Origin of the sequence: Mycobacterium simulans (genome assembly GCF_900232995.1) — a bacterium.
In the GTDB taxonomy this organism is placed as follows: domain Bacteria; phylum Actinomycetota; class Actinomycetes; order Mycobacteriales; family Mycobacteriaceae; genus Mycobacterium; species Mycobacterium simulans.
Genome location: NZ_OCVX01000003.1, coordinates 994095 through 1018439 on the forward strand (window position 1 = coordinate 994095; position 24345 = coordinate 1018439).

A 24345-nucleotide genomic window follows, 5' to 3' on the forward strand; every position below is an offset into this window, starting at 1 on the left:
AGGGCATTGATCGTGAATTCTGGGCGCGAAAACCGACCGGATCCCGACCTGCACGCACGCTGAAAGCCCTAAGTTCACACTCGATCTCGAGACGCCATAAAGGTCAGGTTCAACTACCGCAGCGATTCTTCGAGCCACGGGAGTAGCCATTTCGCGCCCTCCGGCGTGAGGTGAACCCCGTCACTGCGCACCTTGATGCCGTCGACCTTAGCGGTGTAAACACCGTCCGGGCATAGCTTTTTGTTCAGATCGATGATCCCGACATTGGGATGTTCGCCAACCGCGTTGCGCAACATGGTGTTCCACTGGTTCACCCGATCGGGTTGATCTTCTGGGTACAAGCGGCCGTCCGGCTTCTCACCACCCCGGCTGTAGGGCACGGTAGCGACCATCACTCGAACACCGGTGGAGCCCACGATATTCAACGCTCGATGCAGCTCGAAGTTGAGGTATGCATCGAAGGTTGGGTCGCCGATGTGGGTCCACTTTCCTTCGTTGACCCGATCCACCGTCTCCCAGCGACCGATGATGAGTAGCGCGACGTCCGGCCCGTCCTGGCCGATCTGGGTGGACCATCGGCCGGGCCAGGTATCACATTCCGCTCTCTGTTCCAGGGTTTGTCCGATGTAGCGATATGGCGTGCCGCGCACCAGGCTGCAGCCGATGACGGTGTGATCGATGAACCTGAATCCGGGTGTCGGCGGTAGGTAATGCATCAACGTCCACCCGATCGAGTCGCCGAATACCGAAACGGTGAACGGCTGGTTGGGGTCTCGCGGCCCGGGAGCCGGCCCTGGCTGACCCGGCGGTGATGGGGACACCGCGGCTACCGCGGACACGCCGGGCGGAAGGCCGACCTCGTGAAGCCCCGGACCGGTGCCGACGGGGACCACCAGCATCGTCGCCGCGGCAGCGGTCGCAACTGTAGCCGCCGCTAGCGGCAGCAGCGGCACACGTTCCGGTCGCCAGCGCCGGATCGGTTGTTCGATCAGCCACCACGACGCAAAGGCCACCGCCACGGTGACTGCGCACCGGGCACCGAACAATGCCAGGCCGGTCCACCCGGTGCGTTCACCGTTGAGCGCCAGGAAGATTGGCCAGTGCCATAGGTAAACGCCGTACGAGATGGTGCCCAGCCACACCAACGGGCGCCAGGCCAGGATCCGGGCCACCAGCCCGCGCTGCTCCATTGCGACCGGTGCGACGACGAGGATGGCGGCAATCGCCACCACGATCAGCAGACCACGGCGGAACTCACCGGCGCTTCCTGTTGCATAGTGAGTGACCGCCGCCAACCCAGCCAGGCCGACGACCGGCAGCAGACGCGCGATCCGCCGCGCCCACCGGGTCCGGATCAGACACCAACCCCGATTCAGTGACGGCCAATCCCGAACCAGCAGAGCCGATGCCGCGGCGCCGACCAACAATGCCTGGGCACGGGTATCGGTGCCGAAATAGATACGATCTCGTGTGGTGTCTGAAGTGAAGACCACGGCGGCCGCGGCTGAGGCTATCGCGCCGAGGGTGGCGATAACAAAGGTTGTGAATCGAACGTGGCCCACGGTGGTCTTGGCGAAGTAGCGCTTGGCCCGCGCCGCCAGCAATAGGGTGACCGCGATCAGCAGCAGTGGCCAGACAAAGTAGTACTGCTCCTCGACACCCAGCGACCAGGTGTGCTGCAGGGGTGAGGGGGGAGCGCCCTGGGTGAAGTAGTCGGTCTTCTGTACCACAAAGCGCCAGTTGGCAATCCACAGGAATGCGGCGATCGCGTCGCTTCGTAACCCGGTAAGGGCTTGGTAGGGAAGCAGTTCGCGCGCCGCAGCGACGATGAGCACCATCAACACCAGCGCCGGAAGCAGTCGGCGCGCACGACGAATCCAGAACCCGGTCAGGTCGATGCGACCGGTGCGGCCGAGCTCGTCGAGCAATAACGACGTGATCAGGAATCCGCTGAGGACGAAGAAGATGTCGACGCCGATGAAGCCGCCGTTCACACCCGGGATGCCTCCGTGGCCAACAAGAACCAGCGCGACGGCTATCGCACGAAGGCCATTCAGCGCGGGAATGCCACTGCGTCGCTCCGGCTGATCCCAGATCGCCAGCCGACCAACACGGCGCACCGGGGCCACCCATCGGGGCCGCCTAGCAGAACGCGCCGGTGCGGGGTGCTTCCCGCCCGGCTCAGTGCTCGCTGTTAGCGCGCTCCGACCACGTTGTCGCCCGGCGCCGTAGTTGCCGCCAATACGTCGTTGCCCCTCCTCTTGACCTCAGCAAGCTTAGAGGCGGCAACGACGGATCAGCGGACGACACGCTCAGCCGGGCCTACCGTCCGTGGTCGTCTTCGTCGACGAGCAGATGTTTTTCTGGATGGTGAATGTTGGTCCGGGCCTGCCCGTAGTCCAGATGGGCAAGTGGTAACCATTCCGTGGTGCCGTCTTTACGTTTTCGCGTTTGCCAGCCGCCGGATATGGCCAGTTTGTGGTGCGGGCCGGAGCTTTGGGTCAGTTCGTCGATATTCACTACTTCCAGAGTGGCGCTTTCTCGGTGGACGATCTGATCTGAGAACCCCCGGATGCGGCGCGGTTAGTTGGTCGCTGAATAGGCGCGACAACTTGGTCCAGCCTTGACAGGTAAAATCGGCTCTCAGTCACCCGCTAAGGATCATCGGGAAGGGGCTTCGGTCCGCGGACACATCGGGTGGAAAGCAGGGTGAGACTCCACCAAGGGTGGGAGGGTAGTCCGGCCGGGACGTCGACTCGATGCTCAGGCTGTACCCGTCCGGGGCATAACCAAAGCGGTTGGGCTTGTAGAAGCCGTCGCGTTCGTAGACATGCCAGCCCCAGCTCTTCCAGATGTCACCGGCCTTAACAACGAGGGCGCCGAAATCGGTACCGGGAGGAGGCTTGAGGTCTCCCACCGTGGAGAACTCCAGGGGTGGCGTGCCGCTGATGACGTCTTTGCAAGGGGCGGTGTTGGTACCACCGCTGTAGCGGGTGGCATCAAGCGTTGTTCCCGGTGGAAGCGCCTGCAGAGTCTTTTTCAGGTAGCTGATCACCGTATCCTGGGCCTGCTGTTGGCTTTTGGGGATGACGGGTTGCAGCTTCCATCCCGGTGGCGGTGGTGGTGCTGATTCCATGGGCGGTCCTCCAAGGACGGTAGCGCCAGTTGGCGTAGGGGGCCCGAGCGGGCGTTCGTGACTGCAGGCACTGACGAGCACGACCATCAAAACAGCGCCGATAACACGCACCCCGAGTCGCTGGCTGAAATAGCTCATTGGTGCTTAACGTCCTCCATCATTTGGGGATGGGCTGGGGAGGCGGAACGCCGGCGATAACGGCGCCCATGTTCCGCAGCGCCGGGTTGTCGTAATCCCAGTAGCTGCTGTGCGCCGCGACGCTGGGCGTCAACCCGAGCGGGTCGCTACTGGGGCCTGCTGCCGCAAACAATCGTGTCGCACCAAACTCGCCGGCCGCGGGATCGTGGCCCAGTGTCATGTCGGTGACCAACTCGATGATGTCGTTGCGTGCCCTCATTGAATAAACGTTGGCACCCGGATCGAGATTGAGGTCGCCCGCGTGATGGACGAGCATCCCGGGGCTTCCGACCGCGATGACGTAGTTGGCGTCCAGTTGATGCCCGCCTGACGCGGCCCCACCGACCAGGGTTGAGCCATAGCTGTGTCCGACCACGGTGTCGATGGACGGGGCTCCGACGTGGGAGGCGCGCTGCCCGGCTTCGAAGGCATCCAAAGCGGCCCCGCCCGCCTGAGCACGATCGGGCCATGCCGCTTGGAAGAGGTCCATCGGACGGTCATAGCCCATCCACGTTGTTACCGCCACGTCGCCCGGCCTGAGACCAGGATCGGCCCGCAGTGCGGCGCCGTACATGGCCAATGATTTCGAATCGCTGCCTTCGAACGTTGAGAGGTCCTGGCCGGTGCCGGGCACCAATATTGCATTGCGCTTAGCGTAGTCGGGGTTCCCGATCGCGACCGCGGCGTGGCCCTTGTCGTCGATAAGGCCAAGGTAACGCTGCACGCCATCCTTGCGGTTCAAGTCGGCCTGCACCGCCTTATACCCGTCGAGAGTGTGCCTGGCGGCCAGCAGCTGGGGCGCTAGGGCGTTGAATTCGTTGGTAGTTGCTTGGCTATGATCGCCCATGTAAATCTGGCGTGCCAGCGCGTCGACACGCTGCTGCAAACTGTCGACGTTGGCTTCTGCCTGTTGCTGGAGTTCCGGCAGATGAAGCCGGTTGTAGTGGTCCTTGCCCAAGTGGTCCGGCGGGTCCCACGGCATCCCGGGGTGATTGCCGATGTTGTGGTCTTGGCTGTAGAGCCAGTCCTTTTCCTCTGGGGTGAGCTTGTTCCACAGGTCGGTGAACTGGTTGGGGTCATCCGGCAGTCGCTTTGACAACGCCTGTTGAACATCTGGCCGATTGTCATGTGGCCCTGGGGGAATGGGTGCGTCGCCATCGGCCATATTGATTGCCGTTGCCAACTCCTGATCCACGACGTTGGCCTCGGCCACAATCGCAGTCAAACGCGCCTGCAGTGCCGCGCGCTTTTCCTGCATCTTCGCCCACTCGGCAGCGGAATATCGCAACCGGGGAATAGCCTCCACTTGGCTGGTCGCGGCATCGACTTCGAGATCCGCGGCCGCAGCATCGCCCGCAACTTCGCCAGGTCGCCTTTGACCTTGTCGATGTCGTCGGCCGCTTTGCCAGCGGCCCGTGCCACCGCCAGCGCCTCGTTGCCGTGGTCATCAAGGTCTTGGCGGATCGTCGCATTTTGGTGTACGGCGGCGTCACGGGTTGCGCCCTGCCAGGTCGCAAATATCGATAGCGACGACAACTCACGAGAGGCCCCATTTGCGGCCTGGGAGCGCGCGGTTGCCGCGTGAAAAACCTCGCGCACCGCCTCGGCGTTCCACCGATCGATGTCGGCCACCGATAGAGTCATGCTTCAGGGCTTTAGCGAAGCCCGGGTATCGGCTGCGGCAGCCACGTCGGCGAGTGCCTGCGCGCGTTGTGCCTCGGCGGCCGCATACCGTACTGCGGCATCTTGCATCGCGAACCCGTGATCCCCCAGCTTGGCAACCAGGGCCTGCGATGCTGTTAGCCAGTGGGCCATCCTGGCGTTGAGCGCCATCGCCGATGCGCCGGTCCATCCGTACTGAGCCGCTTCGACCCGATTGTCGGCCGACAGAAACCCTGACGCCAAGTCCTCGGCCTGTCCGCTCGCGTGCCTTCCCGAGGACATCAACTGCTCTAAATCAACGTCAAGCACCGTCATCCCTTCCCGGCATGTGATAACGCGATACCACAATTCTGCATGCACAGTTCACCTGAAGGATCACAGCAGAGGGCGACTACTGCTGCTCACTCGTCCAGCAACTGGTCGATCAGCACAGCGGTTGGCGTGCAGTTTACCTCCCGAGTTCCGCGCCACGCGCCGGCTACAAGGCGAAGTTGCCCGTCGATGATTTCGAGGTCGCGCATTGGTAGTCAGGGGCACCTCGACGATCTCCTCTTGGCTACTCGAACACCTGTGTGTTCGACATGTTGCCGGAACATGGCACCTCTGGCTACCGGCTATACACCGGTAAATCTATGTAGCACAAGTTGTTTCAGTGATCTAGATCTAGAGGTTGCAATTCCTTGGCCGGATCGGGGTTGCTACCGGCCGGTGCTAGCTAGGGCCCTTCAGCAACAGTGAGTCTCGGTCACCCGGCCCATTGCTCGTGAGCAAGTGGCGACTCGTTCAGCTGATCGCGCCGGGCACGCCAGTCCGGCATGAGGCCGTCCATTAGCTTCGTGAATCGCTCGCCGTGGTTGCGTTCGAGATAGTGCGTCATCTCGTGAACAGCAATGTATTCCAGGCAGTCAGGGTGTTTCTTGGCTAGTTCGACGTTGAACCAGATGTGCCGGCTCTCCCGGTTACACGAGCCCCACTTGGTCTTCATGCGCCGCAGGCTCCAGCGGGGCACGGTCACGCCAAGCACAGGTTCCCACTTGGCGATCAGCGTCGGGAGCGCCAAACGAAATTGCTGCCGGTACCACTGATCGAGCAGGGAGCGCCGCTGTTCAGGGCTTGTGCCCTCAGGCACGTACAGGATCAGCCGGTCGGCGTCGGTCTCGAAGTGTGGCCGCCCAGGTCGCTCCACAACCTTGAGACGGTGACGCACCCCCCACACGTGGTGCGACTCGCCGGTCAGCATCTCTCGCTCGGATTGGCGCTGCGCATCGTGAAGTTGCTTGCGCTGCTTCTTGATCCACGGCAAGCGCTCGATCACTGCCAACCGTACCAGGTCGTCGTCAAGCCGCCACGGCGCGGCCACCCGCACCCTGCCCAGAGGAGGGTAGACCGCTATGTGCAGGTTTTTGATGTCCTTATAGACAACGTCGATGTCGACGCCGGCGACGCTGAGATATCCGCTACTGGTACCCATCTTGTGCCTTCACCAAGTCGAAAAGGCTCATCGAGCCGGTCAAACCCATCCGGCAAGACCCCACTGATCGCACGCTTGACAACCTTCTCTTTCAGCGTGTTACAGACCCAGTCATGGGGCTTGCTGGTCAGAATTGCTGTGTCGACCTTGATGGGCGTGGCCAGATCGGGCCAGCCGAAATCAATCAGGGCGCGCCTGGCGCGGTTGTCGGCCCACTCGGGGTAGACGGTGTCGGACACGCCCGTTCCAAGCTTGGTGGCGTGTTCGAGCAACTTGGCGAGGTACTCCTTATATTCCAGCGCGCCCTTGCGGCGCTCTTCGAGCAGTGCGTCGAGCAGGTGGGACATCTTGTCGTAGTACTTGGGGTTGGTGGGGCGCTCGTCGATAATCAGCTTGCGCATGTTGTTGACGATCGTTTCCGAGACGGCATTGGGGTCCTTCTTGATCCCCTCGGGCAGCTTGTCGATAGCGCCCTTGCCGAGCTTGACGATGAGTTGGATGAGTCCGGTGTCGGCGTTCGATACCACTTCGGACGGTTTGGCGCTGATGTATGTGTCCAGGAGGTGCCGCATCCCCGCTTCATACTGTTTGAAATCGACGTTCTCGCCGGCACCCAGTTTCACCTCGTCGCGCACGGACGTGTAGTGGGTGACCTCTGCTTTGATGGCTGCGGCTTCGGCGTCGCTGTAGCCGGCGGCGGCCATCTGGTTTGCCAGGTTGGCGTAGGCGCGGGCAACGGCCGTGATCGCCTTGTAGAGCTTGACACGCTTGGGCTCGTTGGCTTTGAGCTGCTCGGCATTGCCTGCCTCCAGGGCGCAAAAGTACTGCTGGTATCGCAGTGTGTCTTTCGGCGGTGCGACCGGCTCGCACAGCGCACGAATCTGTTCTAACGCCTCATCGAGATCCTCACGCGCACCCGCGATTCGATCGGTGAGCAAGCCCTCGATGTCGATCTTGTCATAGCCGTCGAGCGCGCCACCGGCATAGTCGATGATCGCCGATTGCAGCGAGTTGAACAGGTCGCGGTAGTCGACGATGTAGCCGTACTCCTTGTCGTCGCCGTCGAGGCGGTTCACCCGGCAAATGGCTTGGAACAAGCCGTGGTCGGCCATCTTCTTGTCTATGTACAGATAGGTGGCGCTGGGGGCGTCGAAGCCGGTGAGCAGCTTGTCGACGACGATGAGCAGCCGCATCTGGCCCGGTTCGTTGACGAACTTCTGTTTGACATCCTTCTCGAATTGCTCGACCTTGTTCATCGCGGCGTCTTCGGACTCGCCGAAGTGATCGGCCAGCATCCGGCGGTAAATCTTGTACTGGCGCAGCTTCTCCGTTGCCCCGTGACCGGAGTCCTCCTTCGAGATGTCACCGGCGGTCGGCACGTAGCTCGTCACGATGGCGCACTTGCCCTGAAAACCGGCCTGGCAGAACAGTTCGTAGAACTTGCGGGCCTGGTAGATGCTCGACCCGACCAGCATGGCGTTGCCGCGACCGTCCATCAGCCGAGGCTTGGTTTCCATGTCGAGAAGGATGTCGTCGACGATCTGCCGCGCACGAGGCTCGGAACTCACGACCTTCTGCATTGTGCCCCAACGATTTTTGAGTTCGGCTTTCGACAGGTCGGTCATGCCTTTGGTCTTCGCGTCGAACCACTGGTCGACCTTGGCTGGAGAGGTTAGGTCCTGGTCGATATTGCGAGCCTCGTAGCGCAGATCGACGACGACGCCGTCTTGGACCGCTTCGTCAAACTTGTACGTGTGGATGAAGCTGCCGAAAGTTTCGATGCCGGTGGCTTTGTCGGCTTTGAGTAGGGGGGTGCCGGTGAAGCCGATGAACATTGCGCCCGGCAGCAGTTCCTTCATCGCCTCGTGCATCTTGCTCGACTGGGTACGGTGCGCCTCGTCGATGAAGACGAAGATATCGCCCTTGGCGGCAAAGTCTTTCGGAATCTTGGAGGTCAGCTCGGCGATGAATCTGGCTTCATCTGCGTCGCGGGCGCCGTCTTCCTCAGAGGCGCGGAACTTGTGGATCAACGAGCAGATGAGCCACGGAGCGCTCCGGCTGAGGGTGGCGAGCAGGTCAGCGCCGGAAGTGGTGCGGTAGATCTGCTCGTTGACCCCGCCGAAGACCTTTTCGATCTACTCGTCCAGTTCGGTGCGGTCGGTGATCAGCAGCACCCGCGCGTCGTGCTGATGTTCGCGAATCCACTTGGCCAGCCACACCATCGTCAGGGACTTGCCAGAGCCCTGGGTGTGCCAGATGATGCCACCCTCGCGCTTGGCAATCCGTTCTTGGGCGGCCTTGACGCCGAAGTACTGGTTGTGCCGGGCGGTCTTCTTGACGCCCGCATCGAAGACCATGAAGTCATGCACGATTTCGAGCAGTCGCTCCTTCGAGCACAACTGGGTCAGCCCGCGGTCGAGCGGTGCCTCGATATCGGACGGTTCCTTCCAGGCCAGCCAACACTTCTCTGGGGTGTCGATGATGGCGTAGCGCACGCCCTCGATGTCGTTGCCGGCGAACGTGAGCTGGACGGTGGTGAAAAACGGCCGGATGAAGTCTGCTTTCTGGTTGCCTATGGTCTGCCGTATCCCCTCGGAGACAGCCACTTTGGAGCGCTTGAGCTCGATGGTGGCGAGGGCGATGCCGTTGACGTAGAGCACCAGGTCGGGTCGCTTGACGTGATTGCCTGCGATGGTGACCTCTTCGGCAATGCCGAAGTGATTGCTTTCCGGATGCTTCCAGTCGACGAGCCACACGGTCTCGTTATGCTCGCCGACCCCCGACTTGATTTTCACGCCGTACCGCAGCAGCCCGTAGACGTCGCGGTTTGCTTCGTACAAGTCGCGGCCACCGCCGAGCGAGGCGTCGCTCTCCAGCTTGGCGATCGCCTTGGCGATCAAGACGTCGCTTTCGCCGCGCTTTTGCAGGATTCGTTCTAGGAGCGCGGTTTCGACGTTGGAATTGTTCTCGCGGTGCGCCCAGTTGCCGAGGTACTCGTAGCCGAGAGAATCGCGGAACAACTCAATAACGTGATCCTGTGTTTTGCGCTCGGGTTGACCGACATTGCTCATGGTTGCCACCACCCGCCTCATTGCTGAACGCGCGGCCGAGTTCGTGTACGCAATTGAGTCTGCAGTCGAGCTCGGATCTCCTCGTGGATGGTTTGCGAGGTCGCGACCAATGTCTCGACAGAGACGACCAAACCGTAGCGAATGGTGGCTCCCGATTTGAGTCGTTGCGCGTCGTCCATGCACTGAACATGGATGGGCAACGTTCCATCATCGGCGAACACCAATGCTTGCGATCCGTCGATGATTTCGTGCTGGCAGGTGCCTCGCCGGACAGCATGGTGCTCTCGCTCGGGCCGGGTGCCACCGACATCTTTGTCATCGAGCTTTTCGAAGAACACCTTTGCGGCACGATATCTCGACAACTGGCCTACGGTCGGCGCCATGGATGTGAGGGTGACAGTGAACCTGTGCCATTCGGCCTTGGCTCGCAACGAGATTGGCAATGGCACATGATAAGTGTGCCGTTGTTCACGGCCGATCAGTCCACCAGCAATCAACACAGCTCGGTTTGTTGCAGCGACTCCCAGCCGGTCGACGTCGAGGCTGCCGTACCCAAGAATTGCAGTGAGTTCACGACGGGCGCGCCGGTTGTCAAGGTTTAGAACATGGCGTAGCCGTTCTCCGGGTTCGCCCCAACTGCTGGCATGTATTAGCAGGGCCTTCACCAAGACAGGGTGAAACAAAGGGTCCGGGAACGACTCGTCCACAGCGGTCTCTGCGCCAGCCTCCAGGATGTCGAACAGCCGGCTGGCCTCACGGGTTACGAGGGCTGTCGCGTTGCTTGTACCGTGCGTGAACGCAACGCCGTTGGTCGCGCCGGCTCGGCTCGGAGCTGCAACTCGATGTCCAGGCCCCTTATTGGTCGTCTGCGCCAACGCCAGCTCAACGGTGTCCGAGTCGGGTGCCAACACCGGCCTGACGTATAACGCACGACCGCCGCTGTGGTGCAAGTCCGGCTTGACGGACCGGCCGACCCCGGGGCCGGCCGCTCCATACAGAGCAGGAATGCCTGGATCGACGATGTCCCAAACTGTATCCGGCAACTCGATCTCACCGGCCTGGTCCATATGCGTGGCGCCGACTGTCAGTGCATTGAGGGCGTCGCCTGGTGGGAGGATTCCTCGCAATCGACTGGTGCTCTTTGCTGCCCTCAGCGCCTCGGTCTTAGCTCTTTCCGGGTCCGTGGCCGCAGCAGCTGAGACTATGATGGGCTGACTGCGATGGTTCCCGGCACTGACGATAAATAGCCGGTTGTATTCGACGGACAGCCAATCGATGAGTCGGCCGAGCGGGCTCATCCTCCGGACGAGCGCTCGGGATTCTGCGCCGATTGACAAGTTGACGATACGGACGCTCGGCGCAGCAGGTTCTCGACCAGCTTCGCCATCGACCATTCGTCGGATAGCTCGGTGCAGCAGATCGGTCAGCAGCTTGTCGTCTACCACGCGCTCGTGTCCGGTCAAAACCTCGTGCGGTCGCATGATTGGCCGCACATAGAGCGGCCGCTGCAAGGGTTCGCCGGGATTCGAGAGGTCACCGTGGATTATGAGCGACGCCATCGCAGTCCCGTGCTGCCGGGACACGACACCGTAGTTCTCGCCGAGCCCGTCAGGATCATCAATCGTCAACCGCCTCGCGAGCACGTCGTGGTTGACGAAAGGCAGGCCGTCTAGCAATGCGATTCTGGGTTGCCCCAATCCTTCTGCGGATGGCGGCAAGTTCGGGTCTGCAACAGGTTCCACCGATGATGGCTGCACAGTCATCGGCGTGTAGGGGCTGACAAACATGATCTCATCGGCGTTCAACAGTTGAATCGCGTCAGCGCCGTCTCGCAGCACCGATTGCACCTGCTGAACCGGGAGGTCGACTAACAGTGCGTGGTAAGCGATCTCACCAATCTGCGCACGATCTCGGACCTCGCCACCGGCCGCGCGAACAATCGCTTCGAGGCTTTCCTCCGCCGCAGTTCTACGGTTCGTGTCACGCCGGTACCAAAGTTCGATCTCTATGAGGAGGGAACTGACGGACTGACCGACGACTTCCAGGCGCTCACGCCACTCGTCGATAAGGCCAGTGTCGCGGACTCTGTCGGTAGGACCCCATCGGCGGATGGCACGCAGTTGCTCAAATGCCGACCGGAACTTCGCGAGCCCGCGCCCGAACACCATGGCTGGGTCGGCCTGCCATCGCTCGAAAAGCCGAATGAGCTGAGACACTGCCTCGGCGTTTGACATCACCAGGTACAACGAATGCTGCACCGAACCATCAACTCGACCATCTCGTCGGGTGACCATGTAAAAGTCGTCGTCCGGTTCGGACTCTTCGTCGAGGAACTCGGAGAGAAACTCCAACCCCTCGATCTGGTTGATGGCATTGCGGAAATCCTTGACCGTCCCCGCAAGGTCGAACACGAGTACGAGTTCCGGGTCCACCTCTTCGACTTGACCATCTGACAGCCTCGCGCGTTCATTGTCGAAGGCGTCGGCAAGTTCTCGGAACTGTGGAGAGAGTCGTTCGCCTTGTCGCGACACTCCAGGCTTGGACAGCCGTGGCAGGTCCCTCGTTGGCTGCCTAAATCGCTCGCCAATTTCCGGTGTCCCAAGAGCCAGAAGTGGGCGGGGATCCCCGGTCACCCGCTCGCCTGGGCGTGCCAGTGCTGAAGCCTTTCTCGAACGATTCGGCGCAAATCTGCGTCTGGAAGTTCGAGCACAGCGCGGCGGCGAACGTCGAGCGCGAACTCTTCAAATTCGGCAAAGCTGGCGCCCGACAACTTGTCGGCGATAGTCCTCCTGCATCTCCTTGCCCTTGCCGAGTTTCTCCTCGTCGTTAAAGTCCGCCAGGTCGATGACCTTCTGCAGGTCGTTGGCCTCGGCCAGTTTGGCGATGATCTTGTTGATCCGGTCGCCAATCTCCTTGTCGCCCTTAACGGCAAGCATGTCGTCGAACGACCCGCCCTTGGGGACGTCAATGAGGCTGTTGGGATCGGCCTTGGCCTTGTCCGATACGTACTTCACGAAAAGCAAGGTCAGGGTGTAATCCTTGTACTGGCTGGCGTCCATGCCGCCGCGCAGCTCGTCGCAGCTTTTCCACAGTGAGCTGTACAGGTCCGACTTCTTCAGGGCCACAGGCGAAGCTCCCGTATATCCTCGCTGGTGCTTGAACCACGTATTCGCGGGCCAGCGTATCGCCGTGCAGAGCTCATCGGGGAGAACCGACACGTTGGTCGCATTCAGTTTCAGACGGTCGCGTGCCGGCTCGGTGTCACGAGCGGCGCGAAACGACAGCCAGATCGACTATAGCCGCTACTCCGGCTATACAGGGCCCACCGGTTCGGCATCTGCAGTACTCAAACCAAGCTCACCAAGCACCTCGGCGGTGTGAGCCCCCAGCTGCGGGGCCGGGCCGGCCACTCGCCCCGGCGTTCGGGAAAACCAGGTCGGTACGCCAGGGAACCGCACCGGGCCGTCTGAAGTTTGCACCGTCTCGAAGAAGCCGACGGCATTGAGGTGCGGATCATCGAACAACGCCGCCGGACTCGACAACGCCGACGCGGGTATTTCCAACTCACGGAACAGTTTTAGCCACTCCTCGGTGCTGCGCTGCGAGATCGTCTCGGCCAGCAACGCATACACGGTGTCGATCTCTCGCGCCCGCGCCTCCAGCGTCGCGTACCGTTCGCACGCCCACGCCGGCTGCACCGCGTCGATGAAGGCGGCCCAATGCCGGTCGTTGTAGATAAGCGCGGCTATGTGGCCGTCGCTGGTTCGATACGGCCGCCGGTTGGGCGCCACAGTGCGGGGATAGACGGCCGGGCCCAGCGGGGGCTCGAACATGGCGCCGTTGGCGTGCTCGACCAGCATGAACGAGGCCACCGCCTCGAACATTCCGACCTCTACCTCTTGGCCTTCGCCGGTGCGCTCGCGGTGGAACAGCGCCATCATCGTCGCGTAGAGCGCCGTGAGGCCGGCGACCTTGTCCGCCAATATGGTTCCGACGTAGTTGGCCTCGCCCGTCAGCTGTTCCTGAACCGACGGGATCCCGCAGGCCGCCTGGATGGTGTCGTCATAGGCGGGCAGGTCCTTGTTCGGTCCACGCCGCCCATATCCGTAGCAGTTGGTGTAGACGATGGCCGGGTTGATGGCGGCGACCTCAGCATAGCTGAATCCGAGCCGGGCAACCGCCTTGGCCCGCATCGAGTGGATGAACACGTCGGCGCCTTCGATGAGCGCGCGTAGGGCGGTCTGGCCGGAGTCGGACTTCAAATCGAGGGTGACGCCACGCTTGCCGCGGTTCACGTTGACGAACACTCCGCTCATGCCAGGTGCCGGCCCGACCGAGATGTAGCGGGTGTCATCGCCCTGTGGGGGCTCGACCTTAATCACGTCGGCGCCCATGTCGGCCATGATCTGCGTGCAATAGGGTCCCATCACCATTGCGGTGAGATCGACGACCCGCACACCCGCCAGCGGCCCGGCGCTAGGCATGATGCACACCTTCCCGCCTTGCCCATGTGGCGGACTCGAAGCTGTAGCGGATGTGGTCCGCATGCCCCTCTGGGACGGTGGGGAAAACCAGCGGTGCGCTCAAATCCCGGATGGCATACAGCTGTTCGGCCACGTCCTCGATTGACCACGAAAGACGTTGCACACCAGGTGATTCAGCCACCACTGCGCGGGCAACCCGGCCTGCGATGGCAATCAACATCTCACCATTGATCGGGCAGGACTCATGAGCCAGTAGCCCCACCACCGGCGCCACCAGGTCGGTGCTCATCGGGGGATACGCCGAAATATCTAGGCCGTCAGCCATTCTCGTGACGGCGGACGGAACAATCACGTTGCACAGCACGCCGTCGACCGCACCCTCGAGTGCCACGACATTCGACAGGCCGACCAGGCCCGCCTTGGCGGCGGCATAATTCACGACGCCATGGTTGCCGTACAGGCCGCCGATCGAGGACGTCAACACGATGCGACCGTAGTGAGCGGCGCACATCAGCGGAAACGCGGGCCGCACGACATGGAAGCCGCCCCTCAGGTGCACATCGATGACGGCATCGAAGTCCTGATAGGTCATCTCCTTCAGGGACCCGCGCCGGACGTTGCCAGCATTATGGATCAGGATGTCAATGCGCCCGTAATGGTCCAGTGCCGTCTGGATAATCGCCTGGCCGCCGGCGGCCGTCGTCACCGACTCGACGGATGCGACCGCCTCGCCACCCGCAGCCTGGATCTCGGCCACCACCTCGTGGGCAGGTCCGGCGTTGACGCCGTCTCCGGTCAGCGCGGCGCCGGTGTCATTGACGACGACTTTGGCGCCCCGGGACGCCAGCATCAGGGCATAGGCGCGGCCCAGTCCCCTGCCGCCGCCGGTCACCACCGCGACCCGATTGTCGAATCGGAGTTCAGCCATCACGATCCCAGGACGAGGCCGTCGAGGTCGCCCTTATCGCGCCACTGCGCGAGCAGCTCACCGAAGGCATAGAACCCGGGCCCGTATGGTTCGCCGAGGTGTGACCGAATGCCTTCCCCGCCGCCGCCACCTTCGTTGTTGTAATAGCCTGGCGTACATTGCAAGTCGAATTTGCTGTTGTCAATCGCGGTCTCCCGGATAGTCCGACACCACTCGTCTTGGGCTTCTTGGCTGGGCTCCACAGTTGCCGCGCCGCGGTTGAGCGCTTCGGAAATAATGTAGGCGATGTGCTCGCCCTGCAACTCGTAATTGGCGGCGATGTTTGCAGAGATCCCGACCTGGGTGAAACCGGTGAAGAATTGGTTGGGAAATCTACGGCTGGTCATGCCGTGTAGCGTTTGATATCCGTTGCGCCAGTGATCGAACAACGACATGCCGTCGCGGCCTTCGATGGCGCCGATCGAATATCGGCGGCTGATCTCGGTCGTGATTTCAAAGCCGCTGGCGTAGATGATGCAGTCGACCTCGTATTCGACACCGTTGGCCATCAAACCCTTTTCGGTCACACGCTCCACACCCTTGGTCTCCGACACGTCGACCAGCGTCACGTTGGGCCGGTTAAAGGTCTGCAGATAGTCGTCGTTGGTGCACGGCCGCTTGCACAGAAACCGGTAGTAGGGCTTGAGCGCTTCGGCGGTCGCCGGGTCGTCGACGATGTCGGCGACCCGCCGCCGCAGCCGTTCCATGACACGAAAGTCTTCCTCCTCGCGGATTTCCATGAACTGCTCGGGCGTTATCGCCGCCGGATCTTGCAGTGCCAGAACCCGCGCGGCCGTGTTCCGGCCCAGTTCGGTCCAGAAGTCGCAGACGTAATCGGGTTGACCCAGCGCCATCCCCTCGAAGGTCCACGCGTGGAAGTTGCGCTGCCGTTCCTTCTGCCAGCCAGGCTTAAGCGATTTCGCCCACTCCGGATCGGTCGGCGCGTTATTGCGTGCACCGACCGACGACGGCGTGCGCTGAAAGACGTAGAGATGCTTGGCATGCCGGCCCAGGAAAGGCACGATCTGGACCGCTGTCGCCCCGGTGCCCACGACCGCGACGCACTTGTCGCTCAGTCTGTGCAGGCCGCCGCTGCTGTCCCCGCCGGTGTATTCGTAGTCCCAGCGGGAACTGTGAAAGCTGTGCCCACGGAAATCCCTGATCCCCGGGATGCCGGGTAGCTTCGGCCGGTGGAACGGTCCCGAGGCGACGACCACGAACCGGGCCCGGATGTCGTCGTCGCGATTGGTGCTTACCCGCCAGCGCTTGCCCTCCTCGTCCCAGCGCAACGCCCGGACCTGGGTGGAGAAGATCGCGGAATCGTAGAGGCCATAGTGTTTTCCGATGCGCCGGCAATGCTCGTGTATCTCGGCGCCGTCGGCGAACTTCTTCGACGGAATGAAATTCAGTTCCTCGAGTAACGGTATGTAGCAATAGGATTCGTTGTCACATTGGATGCCAGGGAAGCGGTTCCAGTACCAAACCCCGCCGAAGTCGCCACCCAACTCGATGATCCGAACGTCATTGACGCCTGCCTTCTTCAGATAGGCGCCACACAGCAGACCCCCAAAGCCGCCGCCGAGCACGGCGACGTCGATGTCCGCCGTTATGGGATCACGGACCAATGGTGGCGAGTGCGGATCGGTTTCGTAGTATCCCGCGAACTCGTCGACGAGTTCGATGTACTGCTTGGAACCTTCCGGACGCAGCCGCTTTTCGCGCTCCTGACGGTACTTCTCGCGGAGCGCCACGATATCGATATCGTCGGGCGTCTTCGTCGGTGGGCAATGGGGGGTTCCGGTCATGCCAGTGCGTTCTCCGGAAGCGCCGCCGCGTGCAATGGTGCGTTCATCTCGTGGACGGCCGGCAGTACCTCTTTGGCGAACATCCGGGTGCTGGCCATGGCCTCCGCGTACGGCATGGTGCCGAACTGCGGGACGATTGTCAGCTCTGAGAACGAGCAGGCTTCCTGGGCCGCGGTGATCCGATTGAAGATCTCTTCCGGTGTCCCGATCAGCAGATTGGAGGCATGATATCCAGGGGTTTTCGAGGGCCGCGCGTTGCGATCACCGGTAACAGCCGAAGCCAGCACCGCCGTCGCACTCGCTTCGCGGGCCGCATACGCCTCATAACCCTTGACGCCCTTGAAGTTCGATGCGTCGGCGAATCCGTAGTGCACGGTCACATCTCGGTTGGCGGTCCAGATCCATTCCTCGGATCTGGCCGGGTCTTCCGCAGTGCAGTACATGAACATGACGTTCTTCGGCTGACAGGGTGGCAGACCTTCCTCCTTACGAAAGATGTTCACCTGCTGCACCTCTCGCCCGGCGTCCTCGATCGGCTTGTTCCCCACGAAGAGTGGCACCATGCCGCGGCGCGCAAGGATCTCCAGGGACTCGGCGGTCGACGATGAGCTATAGATGCGGGAGAACAGGTCGCGGCTCTGGGGTTCGGGCCGCAGCGACATCTCGGGCACCGTGAAAATCTCGCCTTCGTAGGAGAATCGCTTTCCGGAGAGCGCTAACTCGAGAATGTCGAGGGTTTCGTTGAACCGCTGCCGGCTCTCCTCGCGCGGAACGCCGACGGCGGCAAACTCTCCCTTCGAGACCCCACGGCCGATCCCGATTGTCGTGTATCGGCCGTTGCAGAGGATGTCGAGGTAGGCGATCTGGTGCGCCAGCCGGACCGGATGCCACCACGGTGCGACTACGACGAAGGTGCCAAGGCTGACGCGCTCGGTGCGTCCGGCTATGTAGCTCAGGGTCTGAATCGGATTGGGCGTCATGCCATACGGGGTTCCGCAGTGCTCGGGCATCCAGATTCCGTCGAATCCGAGCGGTTCGGCTAGATCGGCAATCGCGAGCGTGCCCTGGACGCACTCCCAGTCGGGTGTCGCGGGCGGGCGGCTGAAATCTTCGGCCAGCACGCGTTCCCAGTCGTGCGAATTGTGCGATCCGAACCCAAGATTGACTTTCAACATTCTAACTCCGTTGCTAGTTGTCGGGGTGCCCCCGTCCCCATGTACTGAGCGAGGTTGCGATGCAGGTTGGCGGTACTGCGCTCCATGTAGGGGTTGGGCCTGGGGCCGCCGAAGCCCAACGATTTCATGCCTTGCTGAACCGCGGCCATGTTAGAGAAATCCTGCGGCAGCACGCTGCGCCAGCCCGGGTCATCCGGTGGCGCATACACCCATTCGGTCTGGGGCTCTTCGCCTTTCGGAAACAGCTCGTAGCATGCGGCTTCGAAGATGCATTGGTCGGGGTCATACCCATGTGGCCGGGCGCTGTAGCACAGTGCGGTGGTAGGGCCCTGCCCAATCTGGAAGTTGGGAAAGATCTGCCACGCAGTGCCACTGTCCGCCAGATGTTGGGGATCGATGGTCGGCCAGATCACGCCGCGGGCGGCATCGTCGCGTCGCGCCGAGGCAAGCCAGTGCTCGAGTACCTTGTCAGCGGCGGCGTCTTCGGGTAGCTCGTCGACGAGTCGTTTCGCCGCGTCGACCAACGTCTTCGTGGTGGTGGCATTGGTTTCTTCCAATGTGTAGAGCTGCATTTCGGCGGTCGAGACCCGAGGGTCGGAGCCCGTGCCGAGCCTGATCTTGGATTTGGTCTCTTCCAGGTCCTTGGGCGCGTCGTAGCCGATGTTGCTGTGCCTGCCATGCGCGGCGGCCCAGCCGCGAAAGTTGCCGAACTTGTTGAACTGCGGATGGGTGGTCGCGACGTGGTAGGTCTCGTTGAAGGCCTCCATCGCCACCTTCCAGTTGCACTGGAAATGCAGCCACTTTCGCCATTTGCAGCGCATGTCCTGCAACCGGAACGGGTCCAGCATGGTGGCAGCGGGTTCGAGATAATCGCGCAGTGGCCCCGCGGCCGGATCCATGTTGATCCACACCCAGCCGCCCCAGGTGTCGACATTGACCGGGGCAAGATGGGTGTTCCCCGGTGTTAGTGAGCCCTGCCAATCCGCCTTCTCGGGGATGTGTATACAGTTGCCGTCCTGGTCGTAGGTCCAGCCGTGAAAGCCGCAAACGAACGACTTCTTGTGCCCGCAAGCAGTTTTGGCGCCTTCGGGCGTGTCGACCAGCCGGCGGCCGCGGTGCATGCACACGTTGTGGTGTGCCCTGAACGTGTTATCTGCCGTACGCACCACTACAACCGAGTCATCGAGAATGTCGTAGGTGAGGTAGCTGCCCACTTTGGGTAGATCTTCCACCCGCCCGACCTGCTGCCAAACCTTTCGCCACAGGTTGTCGCGTTCGGCACGGGCATAGTCTTCGGAAATGTAGGCCTCGACGCCAATTGTGACCGGTGCGGTCAGCTCGTCAGCGTCCATCTGATCCTCCCTTCCCATCCCAACGCTTAATCGCCGAACGGAACGACTCGTCCTTGAGGAACAACGAGGTGTTGTCCGCACCCAGATGGCCCCATTTGAGGTTCAGGCCGCCATCTACCAGCAACGTCTGCCCGGTGATATAGCTCGACAGGTCTGACAGTAGGAACAGGACGGCACCGGCCACCTCGTCCGGGCGGCCCCGACGGCCCATCGCAATGGCACGCCGGTCACGTTCCGGGTCGTCGTCGGTGTAGGTCCGCGACGCCGGTGTTTCGGTGACCCCAGGAGCCACGGCATTGACCCGGATCGCCGCACCGTCGTCATCGCAGGCTAGTTCCAGCGCCATGGTGCGGGTCACTGCCGCAATCGCGGCTTTCGCTGTGCCATAGGCAATGTGGAAGGGCGCGGCGTTCATCCCGCTGATGGACGAGATCGAGACGATCGAGCCCGGCCTGCTGCGGCGCCTTAGTTCCGCGGCCACGGCCTGGCTCATGAAGAACATGGTCTCCAGATTCCGGTTGAACAGTGCACGCCAGTCGCCGCGGGTCACCCGCGTCGACGGCATCCACGTCGACGGGTCCGCACCGCCAGCGACATTGACCAGGCCGTGCGGCTCACCGCCCGCGCGCCGCACCGCCTCCATGGTGGCGTCCACGCCATCATCGGTGGACACGTCGGCGACCACCGGCACCACCGGCAGACCCTGGGCAACCAGGGGGCCGAGGTGTTCGTCGAGATTGTCCGGGCAACGACTCACCGCGATCACGGTGGCTCCGGCACGCGCAACCAAACGCGTCACGGTGGTGCCGATACCGCCGCCCGCCGCGCCAGCGACCACGACAACGCGCCCATCCAGGCTCAGCAGATCGTTATTCACAGATTTGTCCGGACAAGATAATGACGTGCAACCATTAGAGAGTATGATTCTCTCGGATCGGCCAGCACGTCAAGGGTGCTATCGAATTGCGTCCTAGCTATTGTCTGGACCAATGCGTGATTGCTATCGTCCGAGCGGTGATGGGCCGTTACTCGCCGGCTCGGCCGCCGAACCTTGCCGACGGGTGGACTTTGACGCGGCTCACCGAACCGAGCCGGCTGTTCGGCGCGAACGGTCTACGCACCGGTCCCGACGGCAGGATCTACATCGCGCAGGTGACCGGCAGCCAGATCAGCGCGCTCGACCTGGACACTGGCCGGCTCGAAACCGTCAGCGCCAAGGGTGGCGAGATCATCGCGCCCGACGACGTGGCTTTCGACCCGGATGGCAACCTCTACGCGACAGAGGTGATGGACGGACGGGTCAGCGTGCGCGACTCCGCCGGGCGCACCCGGGTGATTCGTGATGACGTCCCATCCGCGAACGGCATCACATTCCACCGGGGCAGGTTGTTCATCGGCGAATGTCGCGAGGGCGGGCGCCTGTTGGAACTCGATCGCAATGGCGGGGCGCCGCGAGTGCTGCTGGACAACGTGCCGTCGCCCAACGCCATGGAGGTCGGGCCGGACGGCTTGTTGTACTTCCCGGTGATGGGCGCCAACGAGATTTGGCGCATCGACCCCGAAGGCGGTATGCCCGAACGCGTAGCGGGCGACCTTGGCATCCCCGATGCGGTGAAGTTCGACTCCGACGGGTACATCGTCTCGACGCAGGTGCACAGCGGCCAGGTCCTGCGCATCGACCCCCGCACCGGCGACCGCACCGTGCTGGCAACCTCCAATCCCGGCCTGGACAACCTGACGTTTGTAGGTGAGCGACTGTTCGTCTCGAACTTCACCGGCGAAATCACCGAAATCCTCAGCCACGGAGAATCTCGCACCGTGCTGCCCGGCGGGTTGAACTGGCCACTGGATCTGACCGTCGGCAGCGACGGGAACCTCTATATCGCCGACGGCACCTACTTCTATGTGCTGGGGGCCCGCACGCTGCGGACCGCCGGAATGTTGTTCACACCTGGCTATCCGGGGTTTCTGCGTGGGGTCGCGGCAACTGGACCCGGCGAGTTCGTGGTCACCACGTCCAATGGCCAAATTTCGCGCTACCGACCCGGCAGCAACGAAAGCGAGGTACTGGCTGAGGGTTTCGATCAGCTCTATGGTGTCGCGGTTGCTCCGAACGGAACGATCGTGGTGGCCGAACTGGGAGCCGGGCGGGTGCTGTCCATCCGGCAGAGCCAGGTCGAGGTTCTCGCATCGGGCCTCGACGATCCGGTCGGCGTGGCGCTGACCGAAGACGGGACCTGCCTGGTTTCCGAAGCCGGACGGGTGCTCAAACTCGACGGAACCGGTCCCCTGATCGACGACTTACAGCGTCCCCAAGGCATTCTCGTGCACAACGGACACGCCTATGTCGTCGACGCCGGCTCCAAGGAGCTCATCGAGGTCGATCTGGATACCGGTATCCGGCGCACCATCGCTGACCAACTACCGGTGGGCGCCCCGCCGGGTATTGTGCCCAAGCCGCTGCGCGGAATGCCGCCGTTCTCCGGTCCGCAGGGTCCGTTCGCCGGCATCGCCGCCGGAACCGATGGCACGCTGTATGTCTCGGCAGACGCCGACGGCAGCGTAGTGGCATTGCGGCGGGATGACATGCCATGACGACGGATCACCGCTATCTGCAGGTCGCACATACCTTGCGGAAGGAGATCGTGGACGGGGTGTATCCGGTTGGATCGCAGCTGCCGACCGAACACGAGCTGTGTGAGCGGTTCGAGGTCAGCCGGTACACCATTCGGGAGGCACTACGACGACTGCGCGACGACAACCTGGTGTCGTCGCGTCCGCGCACCGGAACCCTGGTGGTACCACGGCCGTCGTCGGACTCCTACGTTCAGCACGTCATGTCGATCAACGACTTGCTGGCATTTGCCGCCGGCACCCGCTTCGCGATCGAATCCATCACCATGATCACCATTGACGATGAGGCGGCGGCTCGCACCGGCCTTGCCACCGGCGAGCAGTGGCTGACCGTCCGCGGCTATCGGCGAGCAGGCGATGACGAGCCGTCCAAGGCTGCGCTCTGCCGCACGGAGTACTACATTAACCGTGCATTCGCGGCGGTCGGCAGGCTGCTACAGCGCCACGAAGGCCCCATCTTCCCGCTGATCGAAGACTTGTTCGGGTTGAGTATCGTTGAGGTTCATCAAGAAATCACCGCGGTACTCATTTCACCGGGATTGGCTGAGGGCCTCAATGTCGAATCCGGAACCCCAGCACTGCAGGTGCAACGCACCTACACGACGTCCGACGGGCAAGTTGCTCAAGTCACCATCAATACCCATCCCGCGTCCCGCTTCCGGCACTCGATGACGATGCGACGGGTACGTGGCTAAGTTGTTGCCGGCACTGACCAACACCGAGCCTGTAATTTTGCAGGGGTCTACTCGAACTTTCGCTGCAGAAATACAGGCTCGGCGAGCGCTCGAGGCCGGATAGTCGGCGCGCAATGTCCAGGCGCGTGAGCACCAAGTCGATCTGCGGACGCCGGGTCCGGTGGGACGACGAACTCGCCGCCGACGCCTATGCGCGGGGTTGGTGGGTCGGCGCGACCCTGGCCGATTCGCTGCGCGAGGCCGCGCAAAACACGCCAGAGCGGGTGGCGTTGATCGATGCGGATCTGCGCGTGGACTGTCAGACCCTCTGCCAACAGGCGACGACGCTGGCGCAGGCCCTGCACGCGCGCATTCCGCCGAGCAGCGTGGTGTCGTTCATGCTGCCCAACTGGCATGAAGCCACAGTGATCTACCTCGCCACGACGTTGGCCGGAATGGTGGCCAATCCCATCCTGCCGTCCATGAGAGACCGCGAACTGCGATTCATCCTCGAGGACGCCGACAGCCGCATCGTCTTTGTCCCAGCACATTTCGGTGGACACGACTACACCGCGATGCTGGACCGGGTCACCGCCCAGTTGGAATCACCGCCGGAAGTCGTCGCTGTGCGCGGGCATGCCGGTGCCGGCCAGATTCCTTTCGAGTCACTGCTCACCCACGCGGTCAGCGCGCGGCTGCCCGCTCTTTATCCCGATGCCGTGCGCATGATCCTGTACACCTCGGGAACCACCGGCTACGCGAAAGGCGTTCTGCACACCCATAACTCGATCCATGCACTGATTCGCCAGATCGGTCAGCACTGGCTGGTCGAGCCGGGTGACACATTTCTGGTTGCCTCGCCGATCGCGCACATCGGCGGTTCCATCTACGCGTTCGAATGCCCGTTGCTGCTGGGCACCACCGCGGTGTTGATGGATCAGTGGAACGCTGACGACGCGGTCGCGCTCATGCAGGCGCTACGGTGCACCCACATGGCCGGAGCAACGCCGTTCCTCGAACAACTGCTGGCGGCCGCGCAACGCAGCGGTACCCGACTGCCCGACCTGAAGCTGTTCGTCTGCGGCGGCGCGTCGGTTTCCCCGTCGTTGATCAACAGGGCCGCAGCCTATTTCGATCACGCCGCCGTCACCCGGGTATACGGCTCGACGGAAGTGCCGGTCACCACGATCGGGGCACCGGATCACCCCGACTACGCCGCGGACACCGACGGACACCTAGGCATAGCCGACGTCAAGCTCGTCGCCAGCGAGATACGAGTACGCGGGCCGCAGATGCTGGTCGGCTATCAACACCCTGACGACGAGGCCGACGCCTTCGATGCCGACGGATACTTCCGCACCGGAGACCTCGGCCGCTGGGTCGACGACGAGTACCTCATGGTCACCGGCCGGGCCAAGGACATCATCATTCGCAACGGCGAGAACATCTCACCCAAGGAGGTCGAGGACATCCTGGCCGGCCATCCCGAAATCTCCGAGATCGCCATCGTCGGACTTCCCGACGATCGCACCGGCGAGCGGGCGTGCGCCGTCGTCGTACCCACCGCGGCACCCGGCCCGGACGTCACGAGTTTGCGCAGCTTCCTTCAGGCCGCGGGCGTTGCGCGGTTCAAAGCGCCCGAGCAAGTGGTTATCTGGGATGTGCTACCGAAGAACGACGCGGGAAAGATCCTCAAATACGAGATCAAGTCGGCGCTGATGAAGGCAGAACATTGAC

At 62.4% G+C, this 24345-nt stretch carries 18 protein-coding genes and 3 pseudogenes; 3 read left to right on the forward strand and 18 right to left on the reverse strand.

From position 1 onward, the window contains the following. Nucleotides 1-113: 113 nt before the first annotated feature. The 18 genes and pseudogenes from MSIMFI_RS05220 to MSIMFI_RS05295 form a co-directional block, all read right to left on the reverse strand. Nucleotides 114-2120, reverse strand: a complete 2007-nt coding sequence (locus MSIMFI_RS05220) for an acyltransferase family protein (RefSeq protein WP_191496403.1) — start codon at nt 2118-2120, stop codon at nt 114-116. A 202-nt stretch (nt 2121-2322) separates the two neighbouring features. Continuing rightward, on the reverse strand, nt 2323-2520 hold the full coding sequence (locus tag MSIMFI_RS05225) for a hypothetical protein (protein WP_396819456.1): 198 nt from the start codon (nt 2518-2520) through the stop codon (nt 2323-2325). Between the two features lie 127 nt (nt 2521-2647). Next, complete coding sequence (locus tag MSIMFI_RS05230; RefSeq protein ID WP_224770081.1) at nt 2648-3136, reverse strand: hypothetical protein; 489 nt, start codon at nt 3134-3136, stop codon at nt 2648-2650. Between the two features lie 157 nt (nt 3137-3293). Beyond that, entirely contained in the window at nt 3294-4478 is a 1185-nt protein-coding gene (locus MSIMFI_RS05235) for an alpha/beta hydrolase (RefSeq protein WP_318187401.1), read from the reverse strand. Then, nucleotides 4452-4957: pseudogene (locus MSIMFI_RS05240) on the reverse strand (hypothetical protein); the annotation flags it as partial. The pseudogene MSIMFI_RS05240 and the gene MSIMFI_RS05235, both read right to left, overlap by 27 nt. Nucleotides 4958-4960: 3 nt before the next feature. Beyond that, a complete protein-coding gene (locus tag MSIMFI_RS05245) occupies nt 4961-5284 on the reverse strand; it encodes a WXG100 family type VII secretion target (RefSeq protein ID WP_224770082.1) in 324 nt (107 codons plus the stop codon). Between the two features lie 436 nt (nt 5285-5720). Next, on the reverse strand, nt 5721-6446 hold the full coding sequence (locus MSIMFI_RS05250) for a M48 family metallopeptidase (RefSeq protein ID WP_191496408.1): 726 nt from the start codon (nt 6444-6446) through the stop codon (nt 5721-5723). Beyond that, a complete protein-coding gene (locus MSIMFI_RS29570) occupies nt 6365-8071 on the reverse strand; it encodes a type I restriction enzyme subunit R domain-containing protein (protein WP_396820142.1) in 1707 nt (568 codons plus the stop codon). The genes MSIMFI_RS05250 and MSIMFI_RS29570 overlap by 82 nt, the downstream gene beginning before the upstream one ends. Nucleotides 8072-8119: 48 nt before the next feature. Further along, nucleotides 8120-9538, reverse strand: a pseudogene (locus MSIMFI_RS29575) (type I restriction endonuclease subunit R); the annotation flags it as partial. Continuing rightward, nucleotides 9535-12048, reverse strand: a complete 2514-nt coding sequence (locus tag MSIMFI_RS05260) for a S8 family peptidase (protein WP_224770083.1) — start codon at nt 12046-12048, stop codon at nt 9535-9537. The pseudogene MSIMFI_RS29575 and the gene MSIMFI_RS05260, both read right to left, overlap by 4 nt. 98 nt (nt 12049-12146) lie before the next feature. Then, nucleotides 12147-12305 (reverse strand): annotated as a pseudogene (locus MSIMFI_RS27825) (AAA family ATPase); the annotation flags it as partial. After that, on the reverse strand, nt 12259-12642 hold the full coding sequence (locus tag MSIMFI_RS05265) for a type I restriction-modification system subunit M N-terminal domain-containing protein (protein WP_224770233.1): 384 nt from the start codon (nt 12640-12642) through the stop codon (nt 12259-12261). The pseudogene MSIMFI_RS27825 and the gene MSIMFI_RS05265, both read right to left, overlap by 47 nt. A 186-nt stretch (nt 12643-12828) precedes the next feature. Further along, entirely contained in the window at nt 12829-14001 is a 1173-nt protein-coding gene (locus MSIMFI_RS05270) for a CaiB/BaiF CoA transferase family protein (RefSeq protein WP_191496410.1), read from the reverse strand. Then, entirely contained in the window at nt 13994-14929 is a 936-nt protein-coding gene (locus tag MSIMFI_RS05275) for an SDR family NAD(P)-dependent oxidoreductase (RefSeq protein WP_191496411.1), read from the reverse strand. Before MSIMFI_RS05275 ends, MSIMFI_RS05270 begins: the two co-directional genes overlap by 8 nt. After that, nucleotides 14929-16773: a flavin-containing monooxygenase gene (locus MSIMFI_RS05280; RefSeq protein WP_191496412.1), complete on the reverse strand. Its 1845-nt coding sequence runs from the start codon at nt 16771-16773 to the stop codon at nt 14929-14931. The genes MSIMFI_RS05275 and MSIMFI_RS05280 overlap by 1 nt, the downstream gene beginning before the upstream one ends. Beyond that, a complete protein-coding gene (locus MSIMFI_RS05285) occupies nt 16770-17945 on the reverse strand; it encodes an LLM class flavin-dependent oxidoreductase (protein WP_191498034.1) in 1176 nt (391 codons plus the stop codon). The genes MSIMFI_RS05280 and MSIMFI_RS05285 overlap by 4 nt, the downstream gene beginning before the upstream one ends. Continuing rightward, entirely contained in the window at nt 17942-19300 is a 1359-nt protein-coding gene (locus MSIMFI_RS05290) for an aromatic ring-hydroxylating oxygenase subunit alpha (RefSeq protein WP_224770085.1), read from the reverse strand. The genes MSIMFI_RS05285 and MSIMFI_RS05290 overlap by 4 nt, the downstream gene beginning before the upstream one ends. Next, a complete protein-coding gene (locus MSIMFI_RS05295; protein WP_191496414.1) occupies nt 19290-20177 on the reverse strand; it encodes an SDR family NAD(P)-dependent oxidoreductase in 888 nt (295 codons plus the stop codon). The genes MSIMFI_RS05290 and MSIMFI_RS05295 overlap by 11 nt, the downstream gene beginning before the upstream one ends. 140 nt (nt 20178-20317) lie before the next feature. Between MSIMFI_RS05295 and MSIMFI_RS05300 the strand changes: the two genes are divergently transcribed. From MSIMFI_RS05300 to MSIMFI_RS05310, 3 genes are all read left to right on the forward strand, one after another. Beyond that, nucleotides 20318-21895, forward strand: a complete 1578-nt coding sequence (locus tag MSIMFI_RS05300) for an SMP-30/gluconolactonase/LRE family protein (RefSeq protein WP_191498035.1) — start codon at nt 20318-20320, stop codon at nt 21893-21895. Further along, a complete protein-coding gene (locus tag MSIMFI_RS05305; RefSeq protein ID WP_191496415.1) occupies nt 21892-22629 on the forward strand; it encodes a GntR family transcriptional regulator in 738 nt (245 codons plus the stop codon). Before MSIMFI_RS05300 ends, MSIMFI_RS05305 begins: the two co-directional genes overlap by 4 nt. Before the next feature lie 125 nt (nt 22630-22754). Continuing rightward, the gene (locus MSIMFI_RS05310) at nt 22755-24344 is read left to right on the forward strand and encodes an AMP-binding protein (RefSeq protein ID WP_224770086.1); all 1590 of its coding nucleotides are present in this window, start codon (nt 22755-22757) and stop codon (nt 24342-24344) included. The last annotated feature ends 1 nt before the right edge of the window (nt 24345 follow it).

Excerpts from the sequence above, each read along its gene's own strand:
- MSIMFI_RS05235 (WP_318187401.1), bottom strand. The coding sequence starts at position 4,478 with ATGGCCGATGGCGACGCACCCATTCCCCCAGGGCCACATGACAATCGG.
- MSIMFI_RS05275 (WP_191496411.1), bottom strand. The coding sequence starts at position 14,929 with ATGGCTGAACTCCGATTCGACAATCGGGTCGCGGTGGTGACCGGCGGC.
- MSIMFI_RS05230 (WP_224770081.1), bottom strand. The coding sequence starts at position 3,136 with ATGGAATCAGCACCACCACCGCCACCGGGATGGAAGCTGCAACCCGTC.
- MSIMFI_RS05280 (WP_191496412.1), bottom strand. The coding sequence starts at position 16,773 with ATGACCGGAACCCCCCATTGCCCACCGACGAAGACGCCCGACGATATC.
- MSIMFI_RS05250 (WP_191496408.1), bottom strand. The coding sequence starts at position 6,446 with ATGGGTACCAGTAGCGGATATCTCAGCGTCGCCGGCGTCGACATCGAC.
- MSIMFI_RS05300 (WP_191498035.1), top strand. The coding sequence starts at position 20,318 with ATGGGCCGTTACTCGCCGGCTCGGCCGCCGAACCTTGCCGACGGGTGG.
- MSIMFI_RS05305 (WP_191496415.1), top strand. The coding sequence starts at position 21,892 with ATGACGACGGATCACCGCTATCTGCAGGTCGCACATACCTTGCGGAAG.
- MSIMFI_RS05290 (WP_224770085.1), bottom strand. The coding sequence starts at position 19,300 with ATGGACGCTGACGAGCTGACCGCACCGGTCACAATTGGCGTCGAGGCC.
- MSIMFI_RS29570 (WP_396820142.1), bottom strand. The coding sequence starts at position 8,071 with ATGACCGACCTGTCGAAAGCCGAACTCAAAAATCGTTGGGGCACAATG.
- MSIMFI_RS05270 (WP_191496410.1), bottom strand. The coding sequence starts at position 14,001 with ATGCCTAGCGCCGGGCCGCTGGCGGGTGTGCGGGTCGTCGATCTCACC.